The sequence below is a fragment of the Streptomyces sp. NPDC019443 genome (genome assembly GCF_044389785.1).
Classification (GTDB): Bacteria; Actinomycetota; Actinomycetes; order Streptomycetales; family Streptomycetaceae; genus Streptomyces.
Genome location: NZ_JBIRYJ010000002.1, coordinates 305,281 through 317,839 on the forward strand (window position 1 = coordinate 305,281; position 12,559 = coordinate 317,839).

General features: G+C 68.8%; 11 protein-coding genes and 1 tRNA gene. 9 read left to right on the forward strand and 3 right to left on the reverse strand.

The window, feature by feature from the left end:
- Positions 1 to 36 precede the first annotated feature (36 nt).
- The 3 genes from ACH492_RS07590 to ACH492_RS07600 are packed head-to-tail and all read left to right on the forward strand — an operon-like array spanning position 37 to position 3,111.
- Positions 37 to 1,641, forward strand: coding sequence for a TerD family protein (locus tag ACH492_RS07590; RefSeq protein ID WP_398983853.1), 1,605 nt, complete (start codon positions 37 to 39; stop codon positions 1,639 to 1,641).
- Between the two features lie 14 nt (positions 1,642 to 1,655).
- A complete protein-coding gene (locus tag ACH492_RS07595) occupies positions 1,656 to 2,336 on the forward strand; it encodes an AIM24 family protein (RefSeq protein ID WP_398983855.1) in 681 nt (226 codons plus the stop codon).
- A gap of 19 nt (positions 2,337 to 2,355) precedes the next feature.
- Positions 2,356 to 3,111, forward strand: coding sequence for an AIM24 family protein (locus ACH492_RS07600; RefSeq protein WP_398983858.1), 756 nt, complete (start codon positions 2,356 to 2,358; stop codon positions 3,109 to 3,111).
- A 71-nt stretch (positions 3,112 to 3,182) separates the two neighbouring features.
- Here ACH492_RS07600 and ACH492_RS07605 read toward each other — a convergent pair whose 3' ends face one another.
- Together ACH492_RS07605 and ACH492_RS07610 are read right to left on the reverse strand one after the other, a co-directional pair.
- Positions 3,183 to 3,704, reverse strand: a complete 522-nt coding sequence (locus ACH492_RS07605; protein WP_398983859.1) for an NUDIX hydrolase — start codon at positions 3,702 to 3,704, stop codon at positions 3,183 to 3,185.
- Positions 3,701 to 5,137, reverse strand: a complete 1,437-nt coding sequence (locus ACH492_RS07610; RefSeq protein ID WP_398983861.1) for a zinc-dependent metalloprotease — start codon at positions 5,135 to 5,137, stop codon at positions 3,701 to 3,703. The genes ACH492_RS07605 and ACH492_RS07610 overlap by 4 nt, the downstream gene beginning before the upstream one ends.
- A gap of 192 nt (positions 5,138 to 5,329) precedes the next feature.
- Here ACH492_RS07610 and ACH492_RS07615 point away from each other — a divergent pair, with 192 nt between their 5' ends.
- The 4 genes from ACH492_RS07615 (at position 5,330) to ACH492_RS07630 (ending at position 8,509) form a co-directional block, all read left to right on the forward strand.
- The gene (locus ACH492_RS07615; protein ID WP_398983863.1) at positions 5,330 to 6,457 is read left to right on the forward strand and encodes an SDR family oxidoreductase; all 1,128 of its coding nucleotides are present in this window, start codon (positions 5,330 to 5,332) and stop codon (positions 6,455 to 6,457) included.
- Between the two features lie 79 nt (positions 6,458 to 6,536).
- Complete coding sequence (locus ACH492_RS07620; protein ID WP_398983865.1) at positions 6,537 to 6,998, forward strand: molybdenum cofactor biosynthesis protein MoaE; 462 nt, start codon at positions 6,537 to 6,539, stop codon at positions 6,996 to 6,998.
- A 150-nt stretch (positions 6,999 to 7,148) separates the two neighbouring features.
- On the forward strand, positions 7,149 to 7,319 hold the full coding sequence (locus ACH492_RS07625; protein WP_398983867.1) for a hypothetical protein: 171 nt from the start codon (positions 7,149 to 7,151) through the stop codon (positions 7,317 to 7,319).
- 101 nt (positions 7,320 to 7,420) lie between these two features.
- Positions 7,421 to 8,509: a PDZ domain-containing protein gene (locus ACH492_RS07630; RefSeq protein WP_398983869.1), complete on the forward strand. Its 1,089-nt coding sequence runs from the start codon at positions 7,421 to 7,423 to the stop codon at positions 8,507 to 8,509.
- A 246-nt stretch (positions 8,510 to 8,755) separates the two neighbouring features.
- Here ACH492_RS07630 and ACH492_RS07635 read toward each other — a convergent pair whose 3' ends face one another.
- Positions 8,756 to 9,340 (reverse strand): PPA1309 family protein, encoded by a 585-nt coding sequence (locus ACH492_RS07635; RefSeq protein WP_398983871.1) that lies wholly within the window; start codon positions 9,338 to 9,340, stop codon positions 8,756 to 8,758.
- A 136-nt stretch (positions 9,341 to 9,476) separates the two neighbouring features.
- Here ACH492_RS07635 and ACH492_RS07640 point away from each other — a divergent pair, with 136 nt between their 5' ends.
- Complete coding sequence (locus tag ACH492_RS07640; protein WP_398984792.1) at positions 9,477 to 12,380, forward strand: UPF0182 family protein; 2,904 nt, start codon at positions 9,477 to 9,479, stop codon at positions 12,378 to 12,380.
- Between the two features lie 51 nt (positions 12,381 to 12,431).
- Positions 12,432 to 12,505, forward strand: a tRNA-Met gene (locus ACH492_RS07645).
- Positions 12,506 to 12,559: the final 54 nt, after the last annotated feature.

A 12,559-nucleotide genomic window follows, 5' to 3' on the forward strand; every position in this document is an offset into this window, starting at 1 on the left:
GCATTAACATTTCGGGATGGGGGACGGTCGTTACGCATGGCCAGGGAATTTCAACGCGGCCACAAGGCCAAGATCAGTGATCTCACGCCGGGAACGGATCTGTACGTAGGTGTGCAGATCGCCGCTCCTGGGCTGACCTTCGACATCAGCTGTTTCGGACTCGACGCCAACGAGCAGCTCTCGGACGACCGGTACTTCATCTTCTTCAACCAGCCGAAGTCGCCCGAGGAGTCCATTCAGCTGCTCGGCGCGCAGGCCGGTGACACCGAGTCCTTCCGCGTCACTCTCGACCGCATTCCGGCGAACATCCACAGGCTCTCGTTCACCGCGACGATCGACGGCGCGGGGCAGATGTCGAACGTCGGCCCCGGCTACATCCGCATCGTCGCGGGCGGCGAAGAGGTCGTCCGGTACGCCTTCAGCGGCTCGGAGTTCACCACCGAGCGTGCCGTGATGCTCGGCGACTTCTACCTGAAGGACGTGTGGCGCTTCACCGCCGTCGGCCAGGGCTTCGACGGCGGACTCGACGCGCTGCTCAAGAACTTCGGCGGCGAGGTCGCCGAGGAGCAGCCGGCCGCGCAGCAGCCGCAGGGCGCCGTGCCGTCGTTCGCACCTCCCGCGCAGGCCAGCGCGCCCCCGGCGTTCGGGGCACCGGCCGCACCGCAGGCGCCTCAAGTGCCGCAGCCCGCGCCCTCCTTCGGCGCACCGGCCGCCCAGGCCCCGGCACCGGCCCCCGCCCCTCAGCAGCCGAACCCGCAGATGCACGCTGCGCCCACCATCGCGGCTCCCATGACCCCGTACGGACAGCCGCCTCAGCACGGCCAGGTGCCGGGCCAAGCCCCTGGTCAGATGCCTGGCCAGGTCCCTGGTCAGGTCCCGCCGGGTGCGCCTTCGCCGTATGGACAGCCGGCACCGTCCCCGTACGGACAGCAGCCTCCGGGCGTCCCGCAGGGCGTTCCCCAGGGAGCCCCGTCGACCGGCGCCGGTCTCCAGGCCGCCCTGCAGCCCTACCGGGAGACCTCCACCGGCCAACGCTGGACCCCGCAGAACCAGCAGCTCATGCGGGTCGACCTGACCATGGGCGGCACGCCCGTCCTCGCCCGCCAGGGCAGCATGGTGATGTACCAGGGCAAAGTCGACTTCGGCTACAAGGGCGCCGGCTTCGCCGGGCGCATCGTCGGCAATGCGACCGGCCAGGAGATGCAGCTGATGCGCTGCAGCGGCCGCGGCCAGGTCTTCCTCGCCGAGAACGGCGCGCATCTGCACTCCATCGAGCTGCAGGGTGACGGCATCTGCGTCTCCGCGGAGAACGTCCTCGCCTTCGACGAGTCCTTGCAGCACGAGGTCCGCAGGATCGAGGGCCACGGCATTCCGGGCGGCGCCCTGTTCACCATGCAGTTCCAGGGCACCGGCACGGTCGTCGTGAAGACCCACGGCGTCCCCGTGGTCCTCCCGGTCACGCCGACCACCTTCGCCGACTGCAATGCCGTCGTCGCCTGGTCGTCCGCGTCCCAGGTGATCCTCTCCAGCCAGGTCCGGCTGCGGCGCAACGCGTACCCGGGGCACAGCGGAGAGACCGTCAACCTCCAGTTCCGGGGCGCCCCCGGCAACTTCATCGTCGTCCAGCCGTACGAGGTCTGAGGGAGCCCGAAAAAATGAACCAGCAACTCGCGGGCTTCGCCCCGACCCCGATCGCGGCCCGGATGGAGAACCACGGCCGCACCATGCTCAAGGTCGCCATGGCCAGTGGCCAGGACCTGTACGCACGCACCGGCTCGATGGTCGCCTACGAAGGCTTCGTGCAGTACGAGCCCAACCCGCCCGCCGTCCGCCAGGTCGCCTCCCAGTGGGTGACCGGCGAAGGCGCGCCCATCATGAAGTGCTCCGGTGACGGACTGCTCTACCTCGCCGACTATGGCGCGGACGTGGTCGTCATCAACCTCAACAACGACTCGATCTCGGTCAACGGCACCAATGTGCTGGCCTTCGACGCGCACCTCCAGTGGGGTGTCGAGCGGGTCAAGGGGCTGGCCAAGCTGGCCGGCCAGGGCCTGTGGAACGTGTCGATCGCGGGCACCGGCTGGGTGGCCCTCACCTCGCGCGGCACCCCGATCGTCGTCGACTGCGGCCGTGGCGAGGACGAGACTTACGTCGACCCGGACGCCCTTGTCGCCTGGTCCCCGAACCTCAAGGTGAAGGGCAAGCGCAGCTTCAAGGCATCCTCGCTGGTCGGGCGAGGCAGCGGTGAGGCGTACCAGATGGCCTTCTCGGGCCAGGGCATCGTCGTCGTACAGCCGAGCGAGGACAGTACCGACCGCCTGCGGATCCGGAACTGAGGGGGAGCGAGAACACACCATGCAGAGTCCGCTTTTCAGCTACACGGAACAGCAGTCCCAGGACCGGTACGTCGTGCAGAACCCGCAGCTGCTGCGGGTCGCGCTGACGGGCCACGACGACGTCCTCGCCCGCAAGGGCGCCATGGTCGCGTACCAAGGGCTTGTCGACTTCGACGGCGAGTACCAGACGAACAATCAGCGGCGGGCCCGCGCCAACACCGGTGAGGGCCTGGACCTGATGCGCTGCTCCGGGCAGGGCACCGTCTACTTCGCCAACCTCGCCCAGTACATCCATGTGGTGGACGTCGACAATGAGGGCATGACGGTCGACAGCGCCTACGTCCTGGCGCTCGACTCCACGCTGCACACCGAGGTCATCGCGGTGGACAGCCAGTACGGAATCTCCGGCTCCGGGAAGTACCAGCTCAATATCTCCGGCCGGGGCAAGGTCGCGCTGATGACCTCGGGCCAGCCGCTGATGATGCAGGTCACGCCGGACAAGTACGTCAATGTCGACGCCGACGCGATTGTCGCCTGGTCCTCCGCACTGCGGGTCCAGATGCAGGCGCAGACGCATTCCTCCGGCGTACGGCGAAGGCGCGGCAACACCGGCGAGGGCTGGGAGTTGAGCTTCCTCGGCCAGGGTTTCGCCCTTGTGCAGCCCAGCGAGGTCATGCCGCCGCAGGGCGCGGAGATCGGGCAGGGTCTGCGTGCGCAGTACGGCGTGGGCCAGCAAGGCGCCCACGCCCAGAACCAGAACAACGCCTGGAACTGACGAGCAAGGACGGGTAAGGACGCACAGGTAAGGGGCGGTCTCCCAGGAGACCGCCCCTTACCCGCGTTCATTCACAGTGCAGCGCGCGTATGCTCCAGCAGCCGTACGACCGACTCGTCGGCCACGTCCGCCACCTCGTCGTACGCGAACCAGCGCAGATCCAGCGACTCCTCGCTGATCTCTTCGACCGCCCCGGCCGGCGCCATCGCCGCGTACTGCACATCGAGATGCCAGTGGCAGGGCGCCGGAATCGCATGCCGGTCCAGCCGCACGGGACCGCCGGGCAGCAGTGTCAGTCCGCGGATCCCGGACTCCTCCGTGGCCTCGCGCATCGCGGCCTCCGCGAGCGTCGCGTCACCCGGCTCGCAGTGGCCGCCCATCTGCAGCCACATGCCGAGCTTTTTGTGCAGCGTCAGCAGTACCCGCCCGTGCTCCGGTTCGACGACCAGCGCGCTTGCCGTGACGTGCCCGGTCTCGCAGGCCTTCCACATCCCGTCCGGGTGCGCTGCCAGGTGGTCCAGATAGAGCTGTCGCAGCTCCTCCTGATGCTCGTAGCTCTTCAGTACGAGAACGGCGTCGTCATGCAGGCTCACTGGTCCTTGTCGCCCTCGTCGTCCTTGTCGGCCTTGCCGAGGTCCGTGTCCTTGTCGAGCTTCGGCTTCCCGCTGCCCGCCGCCTCGCCGAGCATCTTGTCCAGCTCCGAGAAGTCGAGCTGCTCACGGTGGACAAAGCCGTCCGGGTCGTCCAGGTCGGTGGCCGTCGGAAGCATGTCCGGATGCCCCCACAGGCCGTCGCGGCCGTCCACACCCCGCGCGTCGGTGAGCGAGGCCCACAGCCTTGAGGCGTCCCGCAGCCGGCGCGGACGCAGCTGAAGGCCGATCAGGGTCGCGAAGGTCTGCTCGGCGGGACCACCGGAAGCGCGCCGCCTGCGCAGCGTCTCGCGCAGGGCGTCCGCCGAGGTCAGCCGCCTCGACGCGGCCTCGTGCACCACCGCGTCCACCCAGCCCTCGACCAGCGCGAGCGCGGTCTCCAGACGGGCCAGCGACGCCTTCTGCTCCGCGGTGTCCTCCGGCTGGAACATGCCCTGCTGGAGGGCCTCCTGCAACTGTTCGGGGTGTGAGGGGTCGAACTGGCCGACGACGTCCTCCAGCTTGGTCGTGTCGACCTTGATCCCGCGGGCGTACGCCTCGACCGCACCGAACAGATGCGACCGCAGCCACGGCACATGGGCGAAGAGCCGCTGGTGGGCGGCCTCGCGCAGGGCGAGGTACAGCCGCACCTCCTCCTTCGGCACGCCGAGGTCCTTGCCGAACGTCTCGATGTTCAGCGGCAGCAGCGCGGCCTTGCCGACCGGGCCGAGCGGCAGGCCGATGTCGGTCGAGCCGACCACCTCGCCCGCCAGCACCCCCACGGCCTGCCCGATCTGCTGGCCGAACATCGCGCCGCCCATGGAGCGCATCATGCCGATCAGCGGGCCCGCCATGGCCTGCATCTCCTCCGGCAGCACATCGCCCATGGCCAGGCCGACGCGCTCGGCGACCGGATCGACAAGCTGCTGCCACGCGGGCAGCGTCGCCTCGACCCACTCCGCGCGGCTCCACGCCACGGCGGTGTTCGCCCCGGAGGGCAGGGACGTCACGCTGTCCAGCCACAGATCGGCGAGGCGCACGGCCTCCTCGACCGCGGTCCGCTCGGCCGGGCCCACGCTCTGGTCCTTGGTGCCGTCCTGTGTGCCCTGGGAGACCGTCTGGCGCGCGATCTGCTTGGCCATGTCCCAGTTCACGGGACCGCCCTCGTAGCTCAGCATCTGGCCGAGCTGCTGGAACGCCGCGCCCAGGTCATTGGGGTTCAGGGAGCCGAACATCGCGGCGAACGGATTGTCCGCGCCTTCCCCGAAACCGAAAGGATTTGCCGGGGACGGCCCGCCGGAGCCCTGTCCACCTCCGGCGGGATCCTTCTTCTTGCCCTCGTCGCCGTTCTCCGGCTCCTCCGGCGGAAGGCCGAATCCGAATGGGGTGTCACTCACGGGGTTCCTCGGCTCGTAGGGCCGCCGGCTTCCTGCCGACGGCGAATGCCCGACAACACCACCCAGCGTAGACATCCGGGCCGCATATGGGCTCGGGTGCTCCGCCGACTCTTGGCCTGCGGCAGGATGGACGCCACCTGGTGCGCACGCGTCATTCGCGTTCGTACTGAAGACAACCGCTGGAGACGCCTGGTGAGTTCCCCAGATCCGCAGGTTCGCGCAGCGCGAAACCCCTCAACCCAGACCTCAGGTCGCGGGTCGGCCGGCCGTGGTCCCGTCGTCGCGGTCACCGGTGCCGCCTCGGGCGTCGGCGACCTGCTCACCCGGCGTCTCGCCGCGTCCGACGAGATCAAGCAGGTCATCGCCATCGACGAGCGCCGGGGCGAGGTGTTCGAGGCGCAGTGGCACATTCTCGACGTGCGCGATCCGGCCATCGCCGAGAAACTGCGCGGCGCGGACGTGGTGGTGCACCTGGCGCTCGACCTCGACCTGGAGACCGACTCCGCCGCCCGCACCGCGTACAACGTGCGCGGTACACAGACCGTGCTGACCGCCGCGGCGGCGGCCGGTGTCCACCGGGTCGTCCTGTGCACATCGGCGATGGTTTACGGCGCGCTGCCGGACAACGACATCCCTCTCTCGGAGGACGCGGAACTGCGCGCCACCGCCGAGGCCACGGGTGTCGGCGACCTGCTGGAGATCGAACGCCTGAGCCGCCGCGCGCCGCGCGCCCACCCCGGGCTCAACGTCACGGTGGTAAGGCCCGCCGTCCTGGTGGGCGGTACTGACACCGCGCTGACCCGCTACTTCGAGTCGCCGCGGCTCCTCGTGGTCGCCGGATCCCGTCCCACCTGGCAGTTCTGCCATGTCGAGGACCTGGTGAGCGCACTGGAGTATGCCGCGCTGGAGAAGGTGGACGGCGAGCTGGCGGTCGGCTGCGACGGCTGGCTGGAGCAGGAGGAGGTCGAGGAGCTCAGCGGCATCCGCCGGATGGAGCTGCCCTCGGCGGTCGCCCTGGGCGCGGCGGCCCGGCTGCACCGGATCGGCCTCACCCCGTCCCCGGCCGGGGACCTGGCGTACACCATGCACCCCTGGGTGGTCAGTGTGAGCCGCCTCCACGACGCGGGATGGCGTCCCCAGTGGACGAACGAGGAGGTCCTCGCCGCGCTGCTGGAGGAGGTGGAGGGCCGCCACACGGTCGCCGGCCGCCGCCTCGGCCGCAAGGACGCGACCGCAGCGGGTGCCGCGGGAGCGACGGTCGCGCTGCTCGGTACGGCCGCGCTGGTGCGGCGCGCGCGCAAGGCGCGGCGCCGTCTGTAGGAGGCTCCAAGGAGGCGTGTTCCCGGCCGGTCGAATGGGCTATTCCGCGATGTCAGTGGCGTACGGCACGATGGACGGCATGGCAAGCAGGTACGACCACCCCGGCGAGCAAGCGGCGAACGACCCCATCCGCCTGCTCGCGATCCGTGACACCCCGCTCTCCGTCAATGAGGTCTTCGCTGCCGTCGGCGACGACGCGGCGGGCGGCACCGCGCTCTTCGTCGGCACAGTGCGTAATCACGACGGCGGCGCCGATGTCGACACGCTGGGGTATTCCTGCCACCCCACGGCCGAGGCGGAGATGCGCCGTATCGCCGAGAAGGTGACGGCGGAATTCCCCGTTCGGGCGCTCGCCGCCGTCCACCGTGTGGGTGACTTGGCAGTCGGCGATCTGGCGGTTGTCGTCGCCGTGTCGTGCCCCCACCGCGGGGAGGCCTTCGAGGCGTGCCGGAAGCTGATCGACGACCTCAAGCACGAGGTGCCCATCTGGAAGCACCAGAAATTCTCCGACGGCACTGAGGAGTGGGTCGGCGCCTGCTGAGGCGGTGGGCTGATCGGAGCATGTTGAAACCCGGTCGGCTCCCATGCGCCCCGATTTGCGTAACCGCCCCCCTGGCCTGAGCGTTGAACCGGCAGATGACTAGTCTGCTGATCATCCGGTTTCGTTCGCTCACAGGGTAGGGAGGTCGCGATGGCAGCACTCGCCTGGTTGCTGATTCCGCTTTTCGCTGCCGTCGGGGCTGCGATATGGGGAGGCTGGGCTTCACGGAACCGGACGACCGGGGATGTCGCCGAGCTTGCCGGTTATGCGCGGTTCCGCGATGCGATGGAGAAAACCGACTCCGGTCCTGACGCCGCTTGACCCGGGTGTGACCCCGCCGCCGACCGTACGCAGTTGCCAAGTCGCCCCGTACGCAGCGGCCCCGACGGTGGTCTGACAGACCCGTCCCGTACTGTCGTTCCATGCCACGCCGCACCGCGACGATGCTCGCCTCCACCCTGACTTTCATCGCGCTTCTCTGCGCAGGGGTGTTCATCACCGTGCCGTACTCGGAGATGTCGCCCGGACCGACGGTCAACACGCTCGGCGCGGCTGGTGGCGAACCCGTCCTGCAGATCTCCGGCCGCAAGACATACCCGACGACCGGCCATCTCAATATGACGACGGTCAGGGTCACCGGCGCGGACTACAAGATGAACCTCGTCGAGGCGGTGTACGGCTGGCTGGCCCACGACAACGTGGTGGTGCCGCACGACACGCTCTACCCGGACGGGAAGACCGAGGAGCAGTCGACTCAGGAGAACGCCGAGGAGTTCAGCCAGTCGCAGGAGAGCGCCAAGGTCGCCGCGCTGAAGCAGCTGAAGATCCCGGTGAAGTCGCGGGTCGTGGTCTCCACGGTCCTCAAGGACTCGCCCTCGGAGAACCGGCTGCACGCGGGCGACGTCATCCGTGCCGTCGACGGTACGGCGGTGAAGGAGCCCGGCGACGTGGCCAAGCTGGTCGTGAAGCACAAGCCCGGCGAGGACGTGGTCTTCACGATCGTCCCCGCGAAGGAGGCGGCCGCGGCGGAGAAGGCGGGCAAGGAGCCCAAGGGCACCGAGAAGATCACCGTCACCACGGTGAAGGCGGACAAGGGCGACCGTGCGATCGTCGGCATCCATGCCGGGACCGACCACACGTTCCCGTTCGGCATCGACATCAATCTGGCGGATGTGGGGGGTCCCAGCGCGGGCCTGATGTTCGCGCTCGGGATCGTCGACAAGCTGACGCCGGGGGACCTCACGGGCGGGAAGTTCGTGGCGGGCACCGGCACGATCGACGACCAGGGGAAGGTCGGTCCGATCGGCGGGATCGAGATGAAGCTGGTCGGGGCGCGCAATGCGGGCGCGAAGTATTTCCTGACGCCGAGTGAGAACTGCGCGACGGCGGCGTCGGACATTCCCGACGGGCTGACGCTGGTGAAGGTGAACACGATCGACGACGCGGCGAAGTCGCTGGAGAAGATCAAGTCGGGGGACACAGAGGGCCTGGTGGGCTGCTCGGCGAGCTGACGCCGGGGGTTCTCGGCGGGTCACTGCGGCGGACGCCGCCCGGCGGGGCTCCTCCGCCCCGCGAGGCGCCTCTCGGCCGCCCCGCGCCTGCTGGGCCGCCCGCGCCGCTGCCCGTGGCTCGGCTCCGAGCGCGCCCCGCGCCCGGCCACCGCGCCGGCCCCGGCCGCACCGCCCCGCACACGGCAAACCGCCGTACCCGGTCCCTCCCGACCCGGTACGGCGGTTTCTTCGTGCCGTCAGGACTGGCTACGCCTCGAACGTCGCCGCAAGCGCCTCCGCGAGGCCCGGGACCAGGGCCGAGCCCGTCAGGACCTCCTTCGGGGAGTCCTTCTCGCGCAGGCGCAGCGCCGACTCGCGGGCGCCGTCGCGTAGAACCGCCACGGTCATCCGGACCTCCTGGCGGTCCGGATGGGCCGCGACCCACTTGGTCAGGGCCTTGTCGTCGAGGCCGTCCGGGACGGAGGCCTCCGCCGACGGCGGGAGCATCTGGCGCTCCACCGTGAGCGCGCAGCCGGCCACGGCGTCCGGCCAGGCGATGGTGGCCAGGAACTCGTCCAGCGGGGTGCCGGCCGGAATCTCGTCCTGCTCGATCGGGGTCAGTGGCGCGGCCGCCTCATCGCCGTCGAGGCCGAGCTGGGCCGCGAGCTCCGGCTCCTGGGAGCGCAGTTGCGCGGTGTCGACGAGCGCGAAGAGCCTGGCCGGCTGGTCCCAGCCGAGCCCGGATGCGTACTCGTCGATCTCAAGCACTGCGCGGGTCAGCGGGCTCGCGGCGATCGGGCCCGACGCCGGAGGCGGCTGATCGGATGGGGTGGAAGGGGAAACGTTGGACATGCCTAATATCCTGCCCCCTTCCGACCCCAAGACGGGAACTAGGTAAAGCCTCAGTAAGTTGCAGTAGTGGGCTCTACGATCGCGGGGCCCGTTTCACACGACCGCGAACTTCGAGGTGCGCACGTTGGCTTTCCAGATGCCGGACCGCGGCGGAGGCCCGACCGGGCCACGGATCAGAGTGGGCCGGCCGTCCCGGCGTGTCCGCACCCTGCTCATGACACTGGGCGTCCTGGCCGTGCTGGCCATGGTGTTCGTCATGTTCGCCGGGTTCTGGACGGACTGGCTCTGGTACCGATCGGTTCACTACTCGTCCGTCTTCACCACCACCCTGTGGACCAAGGTCGGACTGTTCGCCGTCTTCGGCCTGCTGATGGCCACGGCTGTCGGCCTGAACATCTGGCTCGCACACCGGCTGCGCCCGCCGCTGAGCGCGATGTCGCTGGAGCAGCAGAGTCTCGACCGGTACCGCATGGGCATCGCCCCGTACAAGAAGTGGGTGCTCCTCGCGATCACCGCTCTCGTCGGGCTGATCGCCGGAGCCTCCGCCACCGGTCAGTGGCGGACCTGGCTGATGTGGGTCAACGGCGTCTCCTTCGGCCAGAAGGACCCGCAGTTCCAGATGGACGTGTCGTTCTACGCGTTCGACCTGCCCTGGTACCGGTTCCTGCTCGGCTTCGGCTTCGCGGCCGCGGTGCTCTCGCTGATCGCCGCCGCCCTCACGCACTATCTGTACGGCGGACTGCGCATCACCAGCCCCGGCGCCCGGGCGACCGGCGCGGCCACCGGCCATCTCTCGGTGCTCCTCGGCGTCTTCGTCTCGCTGAAGGCCGTGGCGTACTGGCTCGACCGGTACGGTCTCGCGGTGAAGTCCAGTGACTTCAAGGCGGCCGGCAACTGGACGGGCCTGCGGTACGTCGACGCCAACGCCTACCTCCCGGCGAAGACGATCCTTTTCTGCATCGCCGTCATCTGCGCCGTGCTCTTCTTCGCGACGCTCTGGCGCCGCACCTGGCAGCTGCCGGTGATCGGCTTCGGCCTGATGGTCCTGTCCGCGATCCTCATCGGCGGCCTCTACCCGGCGATCGTGCAGAAGTTCCAGGTCCAGCCGAACGAGCAGGCCAAGGAAAGCCCGTACATCAAGAAGAACATCGAGGCCACGCGGCACGCGTACGGCATCGACAGCGCCAAGCCGGAGGACTACTCCGGCAAGGGAGACCCCAAGCGGAAGGCCCAGCAGCGTGCCGCGGCTCCGACTGCGGCCAGCTACCGCCTGGTCGACTCGAACGTCGTCTCGCCCGCCTTCCAGCAGCTCCAGCAGGAGCGCAAGTACTACCAGTTCCCCGCGACTCTGGACGTCGACCGGTACAACGGCCCCGACGGCAAGCCGCAGGACACGGTCATCGGTCTGCGCGAGCTCAACATCAAGGGCATCCAGAAGCGCAACTGGATCAATGACCACTTCACGTACACCCATGGCTACGGCGCGATCGCGGCCAAGGGCACGAACACCATCACGGACCCGGACAAGGGCACTGTCGGTTCGCCCGACTTCACCGAGTCCGGGCTGCCGACGAGAGGCCAGCTCGGCAAGTACGAGCAGCGGATCTACTACGGCGAGAAGACCGAGCAGTACTCCATCGTCGGCGGTCCGCAGAAGGAGCTCGACTACGAGAAGAACGGCGAGGAGACCACCAGCTACAAGGGCAAGAGCGGGGTCAACCTTTCCAATCCGCTGAACCGCGCGGCGTACGCCGTCGCCTTCAGCGAGCCGCAGATCCTCTACTCGGGAGCTGTCGGCGAGGGCTCGCGGATTCTGTACAACCGCACGCCCAAGGAGCGCGTCGAGGCCGTCGCCCCCTGGCTGACCATCGACGGTGACGCCTACCCGGCGGTCGTCGACGGCCGCATCCAGTGGATCGTCGACGCGTACACCACGACCAACGGCTACCCCTACGCCTCTCGTACGACGCTGGGGGACACCACCGCCGATTCGCTGACCACCAATCAGCGCGCGGTCGTCGCCCAGCAGAACCAGGTCAACTACATCCGCAACTCGGTGAAGGCCACCGTCGACGCCTACGACGGCACGGTCAACCTGTATCAGTGGGACACCAAGGACCCGGTGCTGAAGACCTGGATGAAGGCGTTCCCGGGCACGGTGAAGGCGAAGGACACGATCTCGCCGGAGCTCAAGGCCCATCTGCGGTACCCGCAGGACATGTTCAAGGTGCAGCGCGAGCTGCTCACCCGGTACCACGTCACCGAGCCGGAGCAGTTCTACAGCGGCAGTGACGCCTGGCAGGTGCCGGACGACCCGACGAACAAGGACACCAGCGCCGTCCCGCCGTACTACCTGAGCCTGAAAATGCCCGGGGACACGGCGCAGAAGTTCTCGCTGACGACGACGTTCACACCGGCCGGACGCCCCAACCTGGGTGCGTTCATGGCGGTCGACGCCGACGCCAACAGCGACAAGTACGGCACGATAAGGCTGTTGAGAGTCACCGAGACGGTCCAGGGACCGCAACAGGTGCAGAGTGAGCTCAACGGTGTGCCGGAGGTCGCGACCTTCGTCCGGGACCTCAGAGGCACCGACTCGGACATCGAGTACGGCAACCTGCTGACGGTGCCCCTCGACGGCGGGTTCCTCTACATCGAGCCGGTGTACGCACGGGGCGGAAGCGCGAACTATCCGCTGCTGAAGAAGGTCGCCGTCGCGTACGGCGGAGGCAAACCGGTCTTCAAGGACAGCCTCACGGACGCGCTCAACGCGGTCTTCGAACAGAGCGGCGCGCAGCAGCCACCTCCGACGACGACACCACCGCCGGGCGACACCACCAAGCCGCCGCCGGCGACCGGTGACGCGGCGCTGAAGGCTGCGATCGCGGACGCCCAGAAGGCGTACGACGATGCCGAGGCCGCGCTGGAGAAGAAGCCGACGGACTGGGAGGCGTACGGCAGGGCGCAGACTGCCTTGCAGGACGCGCTGGAGCGGGCCGCGGCGGCGCAGTCCAACCCCGCGCCGAAGACCACCCCATAGGGCCGCTGAGCAGGCACCATCCCGCGTCGTGGTACGGTTGCAACACAACGACGCGGGGTGGAGCAGCTCGGTAGCTCGCTGGGCTCATAACCCAGAGGTCGCAGGTTCAAATCCTGTCCCCGCTACTGAAATGAAAGAGGGCCCGGATCCTTTGAGGATCCGGGCCCTCTTCGCGCGTA